The 16,307-nt window shown below is 47.5% G+C and carries 15 protein-coding genes and 1 other RNA gene; 1 reads left to right on the forward strand and 15 read right to left on the reverse strand.

What is annotated here, in order from left to right:
- Window positions 1–47: 47 nt before the first annotated feature.
- Window positions 48–1,568 (reverse strand): MocR-like pyridoxine biosynthesis transcription factor PdxR, encoded by a 1,521-nt coding sequence (gene pdxR, locus Q0V21_RS05710; RefSeq protein ID WP_301877937.1) that lies wholly within the window; start codon window positions 1,566–1,568, stop codon window positions 48–50.
- A gap of 108 nt (window positions 1,569–1,676) precedes the next feature.
- Between pdxR and Q0V21_RS05715 the strand changes: the two genes are divergently transcribed.
- Window positions 1,677–2,906 (forward strand): aminotransferase-like domain-containing protein, encoded by a 1,230-nt coding sequence (locus Q0V21_RS05715; protein ID WP_301877938.1) that lies wholly within the window; start codon window positions 1,677–1,679, stop codon window positions 2,904–2,906.
- Window positions 2,907–3,148: 242 nt separating this feature from the next.
- Here Q0V21_RS05715 and rnpB read toward each other — a convergent pair.
- From rnpB to ybeY, 14 genes are all read right to left on the reverse strand, one after another.
- Window positions 3,149–3,558, reverse strand: an RNA gene (rnpB, locus tag Q0V21_RS05720) — RNase P RNA component class A.
- A gap of 81 nt (window positions 3,559–3,639) precedes the next feature.
- Window positions 3,640–4,755, reverse strand: a complete 1,116-nt coding sequence (locus tag Q0V21_RS05725; RefSeq protein ID WP_079349644.1) for a Nif3-like dinuclear metal center hexameric protein — start codon at window positions 4,753–4,755, stop codon at window positions 3,640–3,642.
- On the reverse strand, window positions 4,731–5,489 hold the full coding sequence (locus tag Q0V21_RS05730; RefSeq protein ID WP_079349645.1) for a tRNA (adenine(22)-N(1))-methyltransferase: 759 nt from the start codon (window positions 5,487–5,489) through the stop codon (window positions 4,731–4,733). Before Q0V21_RS05730 ends, Q0V21_RS05725 begins: the two co-directional genes overlap by 25 nt.
- A gap of 184 nt (window positions 5,490–5,673) precedes the next feature.
- Window positions 5,674–6,813, reverse strand: coding sequence for an RNA polymerase sigma factor RpoD (gene rpoD / locus Q0V21_RS05735; protein ID WP_024628459.1), 1,140 nt, complete (start codon window positions 6,811–6,813; stop codon window positions 5,674–5,676).
- Window positions 6,814–6,856: 43 nt separating this feature from the next.
- Entirely contained in the window at window positions 6,857–8,677 is a 1,821-nt protein-coding gene (gene dnaG / locus Q0V21_RS05740) for a DNA primase (protein WP_024628460.1), read from the reverse strand.
- 46 nt (window positions 8,678–8,723) lie between these two features.
- Window positions 8,724–9,191: a YaiI/YqxD family protein gene (locus Q0V21_RS05745; protein ID WP_373456219.1), complete on the reverse strand. Its 468-nt coding sequence runs from the start codon at window positions 9,189–9,191 to the stop codon at window positions 8,724–8,726.
- Window positions 9,192–9,419: 228 nt separating this feature from the next.
- Window positions 9,420–11,495 carry a glycine--tRNA ligase subunit beta gene (gene glyS / locus Q0V21_RS05750; RefSeq protein WP_301877940.1) on the reverse strand — a complete coding sequence of 692 codons (2,076 nt, stop codon included), beginning with the start codon at window positions 11,493–11,495 and terminating at the stop codon, window positions 9,420–9,422.
- Entirely contained in the window at window positions 11,488–12,375 is an 888-nt protein-coding gene (glyQ, locus tag Q0V21_RS05755) for a glycine--tRNA ligase subunit alpha (RefSeq protein WP_024628463.1), read from the reverse strand. The genes glyS and glyQ overlap by 8 nt, the downstream gene beginning before the upstream one ends.
- Before the next feature lie 402 nt (window positions 12,376–12,777).
- A complete protein-coding gene (gene recO / locus Q0V21_RS05760; protein WP_079349648.1) occupies window positions 12,778–13,530 on the reverse strand; it encodes a DNA repair protein RecO in 753 nt (250 codons plus the stop codon).
- Between the two features lie 33 nt (window positions 13,531–13,563).
- Window positions 13,564–13,704 carry a YqzL family protein gene (locus Q0V21_RS05765; protein ID WP_079349649.1) on the reverse strand — a complete coding sequence of 47 codons (141 nt, stop codon included), beginning with the start codon at window positions 13,702–13,704 and terminating at the stop codon, window positions 13,564–13,566.
- 101 nt (window positions 13,705–13,805) lie between these two features.
- Window positions 13,806–14,705: a GTPase Era gene (era, locus tag Q0V21_RS05770; RefSeq protein ID WP_024628465.1), complete on the reverse strand. Its 900-nt coding sequence runs from the start codon at window positions 14,703–14,705 to the stop codon at window positions 13,806–13,808.
- A 41-nt stretch (window positions 14,706–14,746) separates the two neighbouring features.
- A complete protein-coding gene (locus tag Q0V21_RS05775) occupies window positions 14,747–15,160 on the reverse strand; it encodes a cytidine deaminase (protein WP_024628466.1) in 414 nt (137 codons plus the stop codon).
- 277 nt (window positions 15,161–15,437) lie between these two features.
- The gene (locus Q0V21_RS05780) at window positions 15,438–15,809 is read right to left on the reverse strand and encodes a diacylglycerol kinase family protein (RefSeq protein ID WP_024628467.1); all 372 of its coding nucleotides are present in this window, start codon (window positions 15,807–15,809) and stop codon (window positions 15,438–15,440) included.
- Window positions 15,809–16,306, reverse strand: coding sequence for an rRNA maturation RNase YbeY (gene ybeY, locus Q0V21_RS05785; protein ID WP_079349650.1), 498 nt, complete (start codon window positions 16,304–16,306; stop codon window positions 15,809–15,811). The genes Q0V21_RS05780 and ybeY overlap by 1 nt, the downstream gene beginning before the upstream one ends.
- Window position 16,307: the final 1 nt, after the last annotated feature.

The raw sequence follows: 16,307 nt of genomic DNA on the forward strand, positions 1-16,307 counted from the left end.
TGCACATGGTCCAATGTGGATTGGATGTATGTCCGTGTTCGAGAAAATTAAATAAGCGGGAGCCTGTCCGCCGTTGTCCCACCCTGCTGCGGTGTAATGTTCTCAATAACCCTGCATAACACCTGTAGCCCTTCACATAACAGTTCCATATTCGTAACCGTGAAGCAGATCCGCAGACTCGCCGTATCCGTTTCCCCCACATAACAGGCAGAACCCGGCAAAAAGGAAACACCTGCAGCAAGTGACTGGCGGTGCAGCTCACGCATATCCAAACCATCCGGCAATTGCAGCCACAGGTTTAATCCCCCATCAGGTAAAGTCCAGTACATCCCCGGAGGACCATGTTCCTCCAGCACATCCGCTGCGGCACACAGACGAGAATACAACTCATCCCTCAGACGGGCTGTATACGCACTGTATTGATGTTGAATAAAAGATTGCAATGCTTTCTGCGTGAGCAGCGGGCTCCCGAGATCAGCAGTGGATTTGGCAGCAACAAGCCGGGTGAGTACACTTCCGTCTGCAACCGCACACGCCACTCGACAGCCGGGAGACAGCACTTTGCTGAAGCTCTTGATATATATCACGTGGCCCGTCCCATCCATGGATTTAATGGAAGCAGGGGGCGGATCACGGAAATACAAATCAGCGAACGGATCATCCTCCAGGATGAGACAATGATAACTCTGAGCAAGATTCAGCAGTTGTGCACGTCGTTTGGCGCTCATCGTAATGCCTGTAGGATTGTGAAACGTAGGAATGGTATATATTAATTTAGGCGGGTATGTATCACATAACCGGGTTAACAGATCAATACGCATACCATCGTCATCCATCGGCACTGTAATGATCTTTGCTCCTCTGCTTGTAAACACATCAATCGCTCCGGTATAACTTGGTGCTTCCATGTAAACGACGTCACCAGGACCAACAAACGTACGCGCCACAAGATCGATTCCCTGCTGGGTACCGCTCGTTATCAGCATCCGTTCGGGCATTACCCGCAGACCTCTTTCCGCAAAATGCCCGGAGAACGTCTGACGGAGTTCCCGATCCCCCTGAAAGGACCCGTAGGTAGCCATTCGCTCCGGATGATCCGAGGACAGTCGGTAGGCACTATCGATAATCTCTCGCGTTGGCAACAATTCAGGCTGAATGGCCGACATATGCAGCTCATATCTAACTTGAGGAGATGCATCAAAATGTCTCCATAGCTGAGCCCGGGGCAAATAATCCACAAGAGCCATCTGCCAGTTCCATGGCGTGCTGGATTCATTCTTTGCTTGAGTACGGTGTGTCCTCTCCATATCTTCTGTTTTCTCCAACTCCTGCGTCCCCCGTACATAACACCCCTTCCCTTGGGAACAGGTAATCAGCTGTATGGCTTCAAGCTCTGCATAGGCTTTGGACACGGTGACCAGACTGACGCCCAGATCTGTGGTCATTTTACGAACCGATGGCAAACGGGTACCAGGCTCGATTAATCCAGACCTTATTCGGTCCGCAAGGGTGAGTGCAATCTGAACATACAATTTAGTGCTGCTTCCCCGCTTTAATTCAATATGCACACATGCACCTCCCAACTGTTATGATCAGCATTTTACTGTTATACTGCATTCCGTCTATTATAGTTTATAATATCAGTATAACAGTGAATAACAGGAGATGAGAATAATATGAATATCCCTTGGTCCAAAATGGCACAAAACACCCCGTCCTCTGTCGTTCGCGACATGTTACAGGCTGCACAGGCGCCTGGAATGATTTCGCTTGCCGGAGGTTTACCTGCTCAAACATCGTTCCCGCTTGAAGCTATCCGTGACGCATACGAAAAAGTATTTATGGGCGGTTCAGCGGCTCTTCAATATGCAGAGACGGAAGGTTTCCGACCATTACGTGCCAAAATTGCTGAACGTCTTGAATCCAAAGGCATTCCGGCTTCACCTGATCATATGATTCTGACTACCGGATCCCAGCAATCCATTGACCTGGTATGCCGAATTTTGCTTGATCCAGGCGACAGCGTACTAGTTGAATCACCAACCTATCTGGCTGCGCTTCAAGTCATTCATTCCTATCAGGCTGAAGCGCAAGGTGTTGCTTGTGATGATGACGGAATGTTGCCTGAATCACTGGAAGAACAGCTGCAATTGCATCGTCCCAAGCTCGTCTACATCAATCCTACGTTCTCTAACCCGTCGGGCAAAGTATGGTCTCGAGCGAGACGGCAACAAGCCGTGGACCTGTGCCGGAAATATGGGGTATTGATCCTGGAAGACGACCCCTATGGTGAAATACGTTTTAAACCGGAACAACTGGATGCCCCTGCGCTGGCGCAGCTGGATGCAGCATCCTACGAGGGACCGTCCAATGTCATCTACACCAGCACATTCTCCAAAACAGTAGCTCCAGGCCTCCGCACTGGCTGGATACTGGCTGCTCCGGATGTTATCAAAATAGCCGCCCGCGCCAAACAGGGTGCAGATTTGCATTCCAGCAGCATTGACCAGAGAGCACTTCATGCGCTACTGGAGTCTTTCGATCTGGACGGGCATATTCGCAATATCTCACAGGATTATGAACAACGGATGAAAAAAATGACCACTCTAATGGCAGCAAAAGCGTGGGAAGGTATTTCCTGGAATTCACCACAAGGCGGTATGTTCCTATGGCTGCAACTGCCTGAGGGCATGCTGGCCAGCAATCTGTTCACTTATGGAATTCAAGAGAAAGTATGCATCGTACCTGGAGATTCCTTCTATGCAGGTACACCGGAGCTCAACCGTATGCGGATTAACTTCACCCATACCGATCCAGATCTGCTTCCTGAGGCTGTAGAGCGTATGGATCGCGCCATTCAACGCTGGCATGCATCATTACAGTCGGACAGTGTAGTTACACTGTAACAAACTGTCATCCACTGTATCATTAGAAACCATTTTTCATTCCGCACAAACTAACAACAAAAATAAGGCGTCAGACCCGAGAAAGCTCGAAGTCTGACGCCTTATTTATATGACCTGCAAGAGCAGGAAGAAGTCTTTTGAAATGTAATGGCGTCCTTCTGATCAGTCAGGCACATCAGGTACAATCGTTCTGTTTGCCCTTGACTGATAGTGGACTGTACTTATTACTGTTGTGTTGTAGTTAGGAAAGCTTACCGTAAGCCGGGTTCTGTGCTCTTCGTGGTTCAGACGGGAACTACCCTCCCACCACAAGCGACAATCATCTATCTAGGCCATACATTGCTGCACAGCTCAAGCGACCAACCTAGACACACCTCGGGCTAAGGCTGTCTTCTCCGAAGAGTCGACTGTGTCCCATTAGGTCTTGCTCCAGATGGGGTTTACCAGGAACGAAGTCACCAGCGTTCCTCGGGGTCTCTTACACCTCGGTTCCATCCTTGCCTGTGCCGGAAAATCCGGCCATCGGCGGTCCATTTCTGTGGCACTATCCTTCAACTCGCGCTGACTGGACGTTATCCAGCATCCTGCCCTGTGGAGCCCGGACTTTCCTCTCGTGGCAACGAAGGCCACCAGCGATTGTCTGTCAAGCTTTCCGAACAACATTACATAGTATACAGGCATTTGAGTTTACAAACAAGCTTAATCTTACTGGAAGCAATGAACCCCAGAGCTTTTAGATAAACTGGAATACTTCCGTGTTTACCTCTGATGCAGTTACTTTCGTCTCATAACGTTTGTCTTCCAAACGTGAACGCAGCCAGTCCGCCGTTTTGGGTTTCATGATTTTCTCGGCATTATGCCCGACGTCGATGATACACATACCCGCCATCAACGCATCGTGAGCCGTATGGTAATCAATGTCTCCAGTCACGATGACATCAGCACCTTTAAATCGTGCAGGAAGGGTATAACGGCTACCTGAACCGCCAAGCACTGCTGCTTTTTTGATTTGCCGAGTAAGATCGCCTACTACCCGGACGTAAGGCACATCCAGTTGGGCCTTCACGACCTCCACCAGCTCACCGAGTGTCTTTGGTAGTTTGAGTGGTCCCAAGCGCCCCAGGCCCAGCGTACGGCCTTTTAAATCCATTGCATACAGGTCATAGGCCACTTCCTCATACGGATGAGCCTTAAGCATCGCTTGAACAACCTTGCTGCGCAAACTCTGCGGTACGATCGTCTCAATCCGTATTTCTTCTACACGCTCCATCTGTCCCTCTGTACCGATGAAAGGCTGTGTCCCCTCTCCCGGGACAAAAGTGCCTATGCCTTCCGTATTGAAGCTGCATTTATTGTACTGACCAATACTGCCAGCCCCAGCTTCGAGAATGGCCTGGAGCACCTGCTCATGATGAGTACGGGGTACAAATACAGCCAGTTTGTACAAATGATCTGTATGTACATCCTCAAGTGACTCCTTGCTCTCTATTCCAATGGCCTCGGCCATCCAGTCATTCATGCCGCCCTCAGCCACATCCAGATTGGTGTGACTAATGTATACCGCAATATCATGCTTGATCAGCTTTTCATACAATTTCCCCATGGGAGTGTCGGTGCTCAACGATTTGACCGGACGGAAAATGATAGCATGGTGCGCAATAATTAAATTGGCCCCAATGCAAATCGCCTCGTCAACAACTTCGTTCGTAACATCAAGCGCGATAAGCACGTGTGTAATTTCCTTTTGCAAACTGCCAAGCTGAAGACCAATTCGATCGTCCGGCACGGCCAGATGTTTGGGAGCAAGCTGCTCCATCATTTGAATTACCGTTTGACCTTTCGCAAACATGAGAGTACCTCCTTCAAGTTCACAATTAGCTGCTCTACCTCTGCCGCCTTCTCCCGGGAAGACTCCTGATCGGATTTGGAAATGGACTGAACAACGCTTTGCAGCTTGACAATTTCGCTCTCCCATTTGGCAAAAAACACATCCGTTGGACGGTCTGTTAAATAAGGCCCCATGCGAAGCAGCAGATCTGATGTCAATTCTACCCCGCCTTCAAGGGGACGTGCGCGATACACTTCCTCATTGGCGATCGGACTGAGTTCTTGCGGCATTGCTGTAATGATTTCGTACACTTTGCCATCTTCCTCAAGCAGTTGTTCTGCAACCACCACCCAGTGATGCTCGAGCAACCAACGTCTGAGAATATCTTCACCCACATTAGGCTGCAAAATAAGAAGCTTGACCTCATCAAGTTTAGAGAGACCACGATCCAGAATGGAGGCAATTAGTGCCCCTCCCATCCCGGCAATGGTCACAACATCCACTTCTCCTGCAGAGATGACATCCAATCCATCCCCACGCCGTACTATAATACGTTCCTTCAGACCTGCATCGCTGACTTGCTTACGTGCAGCTTCATAAGGGCCAGGGTTCACTTCACCGGCTACTGCACTTGCTGCTTTTCCGCTGCGTACTGCAGCTACTGGAAGCAAAGCGTGGTCCGAGCCAATGTCAGCCAAGCGGCTGCCTTCGGGAATTTGATCATGTATTCGCTGTAATCGATTCGAAAGTTTCATGAAGCACCTACACCATTCATTTAATTTATTGATTTGCATTGAACAACGAAAAGCGATAAAATGAAATCCAATAAAACATTTCAAGGATGAATTACCAAAACCAAGAAATTTAGATGTTCAATTTAAAAATAAAGGAGACCCCGCCGCCGCTAAAGCGTCTTGCGGAAAGTCTCCAATAGTGATGTTATTCGAGGAAATCCTTAAGCCGTTTACTACGGCTAGGGTGACGCAATTTACGAAGAGCCTTGGCCTCAATTTGACGAATACGCTCACGCGTAACACCAAATACTTTGCCCACTTCTTCCAGCGTTCTTGTACGTCCATCGTCCAGACCGAAACGCAGACGAAGTACGTTCTCTTCACGCTCAGTCAATGTATCCAGGACATCTTCGAGCTGTTCTTTCAGCAATTCATAAGCAGCAGCATCCGCCGGAGCCAGTGCCTCCTGATCCTCGATGAAATCGCCCAGATGGGAATCATCTTCCTCACCAATCGGTGTTTCCAGGGAAACCGGTTCCTGAGCAATCTTCGTAATCTCACGAACTTTTTCCACACTCAGATCCATCTCCGCAGCGATTTCTTCTGGTGTCGGTTCACGCCCAAGTTCCTGCAACAGCTGACGGGATACCCGGATCAGCTTATTAATCGTCTCCACCATATGCACAGGGATACGAATGGTACGCGCCTGGTCCGCAATCGCACGGGTGATCGCTTGGCGAATCCACCATGTTGCATACGTACTGAATTTATAACCCTTTTTGTGGTCGAACTTCTCAACCGCTTTGATCAGACCCATGTTACCTTCCTGAATCAGATCCAGGAACAGCATTCCACGTCCAACATAACGCTTCGCGATACTGACCACGAGACGAAGGTTAGCTTCAGCCAAACGACGTTTCGCTTCTTCATCCCCGTTTTCAATCCGTTTAGCCAGTTCTACTTCGTCATCCGCAGACAACAAAGGTACACGACCAATTTCTTTGAGATACATACGAACAGGGTCGTTGATTTTGATTCCTGGTGGAAGGCTCAGATCATCATCAAAGTGGAATTCATCGTCTCCCTCTCTGGTGTTGTTCTCGGAATCTTCACTAGGGCGAAGGGTTACCTCTTCATCATTTTCGTTCACTACATCAATACCCAGGTCGCTCAGTTGTTCATAAAACTCATCCATCTGCTCAGCGTCTTGCTCAAACGGGGAGAGTTTCTCTATAATTTCTTTGTAGTTCAACGAAGCTCTTTTCTTACCTGATTCAATCAATTGATCCTTAACCTGATCCAGCGTCAATTCTGTTTCTAGTTCAGTATGCTGATCATTCGCCATAACTCGACTCCCTCCTCCCTAGAAACATCCAACATTCAGACGTTCACTGTCTCTCTAGGGCAATCATTTCAATTGCAATTTGTGCCGCGCGTACAGAATCACCTGCCCGCTCTGCAGCAATCATTTCTTCTTTTTTCAGATCGTACTCTTTCTTACGCGGATATTTCAGCACTTCCCTGATGCAATCATCGAGCATTTGAACACTCCATTCACCTGGACCATCCATCATCGAGATTGAACTAACTGTTTTTTCCAGTCGGTCGTCATGCAGTGAAGACATAAAACGGCTTGTATCCGACGGTTTGCCTTGCGCATAATAGGCATATAGATAAGCAGCAATAGCTGCATGATCATCCAAGTTAAAAGCTTCACCAAGATGCTCATTCACGTACTGGGCAGCCTCTTCATCCTGAAGCATCCAGGCGAGCAGTTTGCGTTCAGCAGCGTGGTAAGCCGGCAACAGATTGGGTGTAGGCACCTGCCTATTTTGTTGCCTACCATTATTCCACCTTTTCGGGTTATTATCCCCATACTGGAGGTTATTTTTCATGGCCTCCCGTTCTTCATTACACTCCTGCTTCAGTGTTTCAAATGATACGTCCACTTCCGCAGCCAGTTCCCGAAGATATACTTCCCGTTCTGTAGGAGAAGACAAAGGAGCAATAAGTTTCACCGCTTCCTTGGAATAAGCGATCTGTCCGCCGCCTTCTAGCAGTATATGGTTTTTTTTAAGGTTTATAAGCTTAAATTTTGTAGTCGTTACGGCGCCGTCCACAATCTGGTTTCGGAACCGCTCGCCACCATGCTTGCGGATAAAATCATCCGGGTCGAGTCCATCCGGTATTAGAGCAATTTTGACCTGCAACCCCGCTTCCTCAAGAATAGGAAAGTTTTTGAGAGCCGCAGCCTGTCCCGCTCGATCGCCGTCATAACATACAATGACTTCATCACACATGCCCTTAAGCATCAGTGCCTGATTCTCAGTGAGCGCAGTACCCATTGCCGCTACACCATTTTGGATATCCTGATCCCAAGCGGAGATAACATCGCCATACCCTTCGAACAATATGGCCTGCCTTTGTTTGCGAATTGCATTTTTGGCATGATGCAGATTGTAGAGAACACGGCTTTTGTTAAATAACCGGGTTTCCGGTGAATTTAGATACTTCGGTTGCCCGTCTCCCAAAATGCGACCTGCAAATGCAATCGGCTTTCCGCTCCGGCCATTAATCGGAAACATGACTCTGTCTCGGAAACGGTCCACATATCCCTGACCTTCGTTTCGCGGCGACAGTAAGCCGCCCTTCTCCATCTCTTCAAGCGGAAATTCGCGCTTTTCCAGAAATTGTACCAAGGTATCCCAGCGATTCGGCGCATAGCCTATCTGGAACTGGTCAATCAGCTTGTCGCTAAACCCGCGTGAGCGTAAATATTCCATAGCCACTTTACCGTGCTCTGTATTTTTCAATAAGAAATGATACAGCTTCGCGGTAAGCTCATAGGCTTCCAATAAACGTTCAGTCTCTGGATTAACATGAGCCGATTCACGCCCTTGCCAGTCCCCCATTGAGATGTGACTTTCTTCTGCCATCGTCTTGACAGCCTCGGGAAAGGATAACCCTTCGATTTCCATCCTGAATTTGATGGCATTTCCACCCGTGCCGCAACCGTAGCAATAGAAAATTTGTTTCTCAGGTGTAACTGTAAACGAAGGCGTCTTCTCAGAATGAAAAGGACAGAGGCCTTTCATATATTTCCCCTGTTTGGTCAGATGTACAAATCGGCTCACCGTATCGACGATATCATGCTGCTGTAACACCGATTCAATAATGCTTTCGGGTATACCGCCTTGTCCGGTACTCATCTTGATCCACCTTCATCTCTTAACACGTAAATATTATTCGATAAACTTACACATTCTCCTGCAAATCTTTCAAAAGTTTTGTCAGTTTATGTTGAAAAATTTCCCGATCCTGCTCTGTGAAAGGCTTTGGGCCTTTTCCATAATGCCCTCTTTTACGTGCTTTGGCCGCAGTATGACGGGAATCCAGCATGAAATCAATGTCACGATCATTAAACTCACGACCACGAAATGATAAAACATAACACCGTTTGCCAAGTGCGAGCGCCGCCAGTCCATAATCCTGTGTAATGACCACATCGTATGGCTTGATGTGATTGGCAATGTACAAGTCTGCACTCTGATCACTTCGATCTACTTGAACGGTGCGCACTCCCTCTCCGCCCTGAAGAAAATGATCAAATGAAGAAACCATCAGTACAGGAACTTTGAATTGGCGTGCTGTTTCTGCGATCTCGGCCTTGACCGGGCAAGCATCACCATCCACAACAATGTGGCGTACATTCAACTCACTCAAACCCAGACCACCCGGTTTCATAAAATAGCTGCATATTGTAATATACGACCCCAGCCAGCCAAAATCCTTCTGACCAGTCTATGGAAATCAAAGGCTAAAATACGGAACGGCTGTAAATATAAATTTCTCACAATCCGTTCCGTATATTTATACCCTCATATATCCTTCTTTAATACTGAATTTGTGCTTTGTCTCAGATCTGTGCTCCCGGAGCAAAAACGGACCCGATTACCAGACCAGTTTGGAGAAATCAGCAAAAGCTTTCAGATCACGGTCAATCGCTGCAAGCAGTGCCAGACGATTCGCCCGCACAGCTTCGTCTTCAGCCATAACCATAACTGAATCAAAGAATACGGTGATAGCTTCCTTCCAAGCCGATGCAATCGCGAGTGCTTCAGCTGCTGCATGCTGAGACAATACCTGTCGATATTCTTCCTTGGTTTTACTCCAAGCCTCATGCAACTGACGCTCTCCTTCTTCTGTGAAGAGTTCTGCATGTACCGAAGCATTGGATGCTTTGGCAGCCAGATTACCGACACGGTTGAAAGATTCAACGGTAGTTTTGAAAGCATCTCCCGTTTGAACAGCTGCCATAAGGGCTTCACCTTTTGGAACTACCGCGCTGATATCATCAAATCCGGAAGAAATTACTGCATCAACCACATCATAACGAACCGTTTCGGACAACAGTTTCTTCACACGAAGACCGAAGAAGTCCTGTAAATCTTTACGTACCTCTTCATCCGCACGTTTCAACAAGTTCATCTGGGCATGCACTTGAAGTGCAACGCCGAACACGTCGGACAGTGTCAGTGGAAGATTGTGATCCAGCAAAATTTGAACAATACCTGCTGCCTGACGACGCAGCGCATAAGGGTCCTGAGATCCAGTTGGAATGATATTGATCGAGAAGCAGCCTACGATCGTATCCATTTTATCCGCAGCACTGACAATGGCACCAACGAGCGAAGCAGGAGATTGATCTCCGGCGAAACGTGGCTGATAATGCTCAAATACCGCTTTGGCCACTTCTTCTTTTTCACCAGCTTTACGAGCATAATCCTCACCCATCACACCTTGCAGTTCAGGGAATTCTCCCACCATAAGTGTAACAAGATCGAATTTGCAAATATCCGCAGAACGACTCACCGCTTCAGCTACATCAGCTGGTACTTGCAGCTTGTTAGCCAGACCATCCGCAATTTTGCGAATACGGCGTACTTTATCTCCAACCGTGCCCAGCTCTTCCTGGAAGACAATGCTCTCCAGCTTCGATAATGCGTCCTTGATCTCCAGCTTCTGGTCTTCCTCATAGAAGAACTTGGCATCTGACAGACGCGCACGTAGTACCTTTTCGTTTCCTTTTGCAATGACATCCAGTGAATCGCTGCCGCCGTTACGAACCGTAACGAAGTATGGTAACAATTGGCCATCATTATCAAGCACCGGGAAATAACGTTGATGCTCGCGCATCGAAGTGATCAATACCTCTTGTGGAATATTCAAAAATGAAGACTCGAATGTTCCAAACAGCACCGTTGGTGTCTCCACCAGGAACAAGACCTCTTCCAGCAAATCTTCCTTGATCGCAATGTCCCATTTCTTCTCGGCAGCCAGTGCCTGGATCTGGGACACAATCATCTGTTCACGTTCTTTAATATCTGCAATGACATGCTCGGAGCGCAGCACTTCTACATACGAAGCGGGGTCCGTTATGACCGCCTCTTTTCCGAGAAAACGATGTCCACGTGTTACATTGCCAGACTTCACTCCTGCAACTTCCAACTCAATCACATCACTGCCGAGCAGAGCAACAATCCAGCGAATCGGACGTACAAATTTGAAATCATACGAAGCCCATCGCATGAATTTCGGGAACGTCATAGCATGCAGGATAGCCAGCAAACCCTGACCGATTACAGAGGATGTTTCTACGCCTTTGCTGCTCTTGGTCGCATAGATATATTCCACGCCGCTTAGTTCCTTGAATGTGAACTGGTCCGGTTCAACACCCTGACTACGGGCAAATCCGAGTGCAGCTTTGCTCCAGTTACCACTATCGTCTAATGCTATTTTACGTGAAGGTCCTTTTACCTCTTCCTCCACGTCTTCCTGCTTCTCGGCAACATCCTTGATCAAAACAGCCAGTCGGCGCGGTGTGGCATAGGCATTCACTTCACCATAAGCAATACGGGAGGCATCCAGCCATTTCACGACACGATCCTGCAGCTGTTCAATTGCTGCTCGCATGAAGCGTGCAGGCACTTCCTCCAGACCAATTTCAAACAACAGATCCTTAGACATGCTCAGCTCCCCCTTTCTTGATCAGCGGGAAGCCGAGCTTCTCACGCTCTTCCACATATGTTGCAGCCACTTGACGAGCCAGATTACGGACACGGGTGATGTACCCGGTACGCTCCGTTACACTGATTGCTCCGCGCGCATCCAGAAGGTTGAACGTATGTGAACATTTCAAAACATAGTCATATGCCGGGAAAACCAGATTCTGTGCCATAGCTTTGTTTGCTTCCTCTTCATGCATGTTGAAGAGTGTAAACAACATTTTGACATCAGATACTTCAAACGTATATTTGGAGTGTTCGAATTCAGGCTGACGGAACACATCACCATATGTAATCCCGTCTACCCATTCCAGTTCAAACACATTTTCTTTTTCCTGAATGTATGAAGCAAGACGCTCCATGCCATACGTAATTTCAACCGCTACCGGATTTGTCTCAATCCCGCCGACTTGTTGGAAATACGTAAATTGGGTGATTTCCATACCGTCTAGCCATACTTCCCAGCCAAGACCGGCACAGCCGAGGGAAGGGTTCTCCCAGTTGTCTTCAACAAACCGAATATCGTGTTTGAGCGGATCAATGCCCAATTGTTTCAGACTTTCCAGGTAAATTTCCTGAATATTGTCCGGAGAAGGCTTGATAATAACCTGGAATTGATGATGCTGATAGAGACGGTTTGGATTTTCTCCATAACGACCATCCGAAGGACGGCGGGACGGCTCTACATAAGCTACTTTCCAAGGCTCGGGTCCAAGCGAACGCAAAAAGGTCATCGGGTTCATCGTACCTGCCCCTTTTTCCGTATCATATGGCTGAACAATAATACAGTTGTGCTCGGCCCAGAATTGTTGCAGCGTGAGAATCATCTGCTGAAAATTCATAATCATGCTCCTTTTCGATGGTTTGTGATAAACAAGCCTAGAACGGTACAGACAATAAAAAGCCCTCGTCCTACGCCTGTTATACAGACATAGGGACGAGAGCTATTCCCGCGGTTCCACCCTACTTGGCTTGGATATAAACAGAAGATCCTGTTCAAACAAGCCCACTTTTCCGTGTCCATTCATGCTCCCGAGTGCCATTTCACAGACCGATTCAACCCGGCTCCCACCATCCCCGGCTCGCTCACACAAGATTAGGTCAATCAACCTCTTCTTGAATATAATAAATCAAGTCTCCTACTTTCTCGTTCAATGCATGTCTCCAAAAGAGAAATTATAGTTCATAATATATAAAAATAAGTACGAAGTCAAGATATATTACTTATTTCATAATAGGACGACTCAAATCCCGTACTTTTCCATTTGATCAAGAAAAGAACGGGATTTCAGATTCAAGCCAAGCTGATGATCCATAAAGGCCCGCATAATCTTTTTGATCTCATCCCGCGTGCCTTCACTTACCGATATATTACCGAGTCGTTGCAGATCCAGCTGTGCAAACAAACGCAACAACTTCAACGCTTTCGGACTCACAGACAGTGCCGGAGGATCAAAGTGCTTGCAGGCACGACACAGGACTCCACCAAGCCTTGGACTAACAAATAATTGCTCATCCGGTCGCTCTTGACCGCAAGATATGCAATCATCCAGCTGAGGACCGTACCCGGCTGCCTGCAGTATTTTCATTTCATACAGGCTGGTAATGACAACCGGATCTTTCTCTTCCTTCAACGCCTGGAGACAGGCTTTCAGTTGTTTAAACCAGAACGTTCCTGTCTCTTCATCCTGCAATACACGATCCAGCAGTTCACAAGCATAAGATGCATAGGAAGCCTTAACCAAATCTTCACGCAACTCATGATATGATTCAATGATTTCTCCTGCGTTTAGCGTTCCCAGTCCGGTGTTGCGAAAATAAACATATTGACCGTACGTAAATGGCTGCACCAGTGCAGCATGTCGGCTTTTGGGCTTTTTGGCACCGCGGACGAGTACCCCTACTTTCCCGCCGCTTTCGGTGCAAAGCGTAATAATTTTGTTCCCCTCGCCGTAGTCCATGCTGCGGATGACAATCCCTTCCACCCTGTATAGCATGCCTCGTCACCTAACCATTCCCGAATCAGCCAATTAACCTTCGGCTTCTTCATCTTCAATCACTTCCCTTGCAGGTTCCGACTCCTGTCCCAACGAGCTGCATGCCTCGGTATACAACAGATAGGACTCCACATCCCCCGTCATCGCAAAAACCTTCCACGAAAAATCTCGCATCGGAATTTCATCCTCTCTTCGAAAATGACATTTGCTTCTACCAGATAGGATGGAGTCTTGCAAGGTAAACTATGTGTTGCAATTACTGGATACTGAATTTATTATTCGCGACCAAAGCCAAGATCTCGCAGCACACGCTCCTGGTTTCTCCAGTCCTTCTTCACTTTAACCCACAGGTCCATAAAGATTTTGGAACCGAGCAGATTTTGAATATCCTGGCGAGCACGTTTTCCCACTTCTTTAAGCAAGGCACCCTGTTTCCCGATAATGATTCCTTTTTGTGAATCACGCTCCACAAAAATAACGGCTGAAATATAAACAACCCCGTTATCCTGTACTTTCATATCCTCAATTGTTACTGCAATGGAGTGTGGCACTTCTTCACGCGTCATCTGAAGAATTTTCTCCCGAATCAACTCGGCGCAAACAAACTGCTCCGGATGGTCCGTAACCTGATCATCAGGATAGTACTGAGGGCCTTCCGGCAAATATTTACCGAGCTGCTCCAGCAAGGTACTTACATTGCTGCCAAGCATGGCAGATACCGGAACGATTTCGGCAAAATTGTGCAGCTTCCGATATGCCTCAATCAGCGGAAGCAGTGCTTCCGGCTCAATTTTATCAATTTTGTTCATGACCAGAATGACAGGCGTTCGCACATTTTTCAATTGTTCTGCAATATAACGGTCACCACCGCCCATACCTTCCGAAGCATCAATCAGGAACAGAGCAGCTTCGACTTCTCCGAGTGTGTTCAAAGCAGTCTGGTTCATGTAATCGCCCAGCTTGGATTGACGTTTGTGAATCCCTGGTGTATCCAGGAAAACGATTTGTTGTTGTTCCGATGTGTATACGCCATGGATCTTATTACGCGTCGTTTGCGGCTTGTCCGACATAATGGCGATTTTCTGTCCAATGACTTGGTTCATCAGCGTGGATTTACCTACATTGGGACGACCGATAATGGCTACAAAACCGGATTTGTATGCTTGTTTTTTCATATGTTCCTCCTCAGGCGCCTAGGCCTGGAATGTATTGGTTTTTACTTTTTAGCAGAGTTCAGATCAGATGGCCCAAAGGCCCATGGCAATAGTTCGGCAACTGTAGTCTCCTGCAGATCACCCTTCATGTTACCCAGAATGACCTTCATATCCGGATCACACAGTTCGTACATCACTTGACGACATACACCGCACGGAGCAATTGGACCGTCCGTATCTCCTACAATTGCAATAGCTTTAAAGCTGCGTGGTTGCTTGCCTCCTGCAATTGCACTGAACATAGCTGTACGCTCAGCACAGTTGCCTGGCGTATAAGCAGCATTCTCAATATTACAACCATGATGCACATGTCCCTCGCTGTCAAGCAAAGCTGCGCCTACTCCAAAATGAGAATAAGGGGTATACGCTTTTGTACGTGCCTTAATCGCTTCTTGCATCAGCAAACCATTATCCATAATCAATCTCTCCCTTTGGGGTGTATATAAAGTTTCACTCAATGAGTTAAGTTCAACTTAAAAAATTTGCACTGGCCTCTTCGCTGCCAGAACAACCTTACGATCGCTGTTATCCCCGGATTTTATTGATTCCCTTTTCCAAAGTGAAAATCCGGTGATAAAGGCGAACGCTTCGCTTCTACAGGTTATTTCTGACCTCTCCGTTATTGTGCAAACCAGAAGTTTAACTTAAAAAATGAGTCCAACTTTACAATTAGTGTGTAATATTAAAATCCAATCAAAGCAATCCCAGCCAGCTCATCACTGGCTTGATGAAAACGATACACCCGATGATGACGGCGAACACCGCAGCCAGCAAAACTGCACCGGCCGCGGTGTCCTTCGCCGCTTTTGCCAGCGGATGTATATGCGGATGCGCCAGATCTACAGCAGCTTCCACTGCTGTATTCATCAACTCCGTCACAAGAACCAGAAATACGGCTGTCAGTACAAACATCCAGTCTGTTCTTGAAATCCCGAAAAAAAATCCGGCTGCACACATCAAAATGGCGACTCCTGTATGAACTCTTACATTCCTTTGAGTCCGCAGCCCGTATACGATTCCTTCCGCAGCATTGCGGAATACCATCCCCCAGGAGCGCCTTTTCATTATCGTGTCAACCCGGCTTGAGCGAGTACCGCTTCCTGTTTGCCCATCATTTCGGCTTCACTGGCCTCATCCTGATGATCATATCCAAGCAGGTGCAAGAATCCATGAACAAACAGGAAGCCGAGCTCACGTTCAAATGAATGCCCATATTCTTCACTCTGCAGGATGGTCCGTGGAACCGAAATAATAATATCCCCCAGAACATCCGGCATTTCTTCCATTTCTTCATCCTCGTCCAGTTCGTAGATAATATCCAGTTCCTCATCCACAGTCTCATTCATTGCAAAAGACAATACATCCGTTGGACGATCAATGCCGCGATAGTCACGGTTCAACTCATGGATCTGTTCATCATCTACAAAAGTCAGAGCCACTTCCCCGTCCGCAACACCTTCTGCTTCTCCGGCAAGGTTCAGCAGTTGCTCCAGCATTGCAATCATCGGTTCGCTAATTTCTTTGTCCTGTTGTTCATTATTCCATGCTAGGTTAAGACTCATT

This window comes from Paenibacillus sp. 11B (genome assembly GCF_030487755.1).
Lineage (GTDB): Bacteria > Bacillota > Bacilli > Paenibacillales > Paenibacillaceae > Paenibacillus > Paenibacillus vandeheii.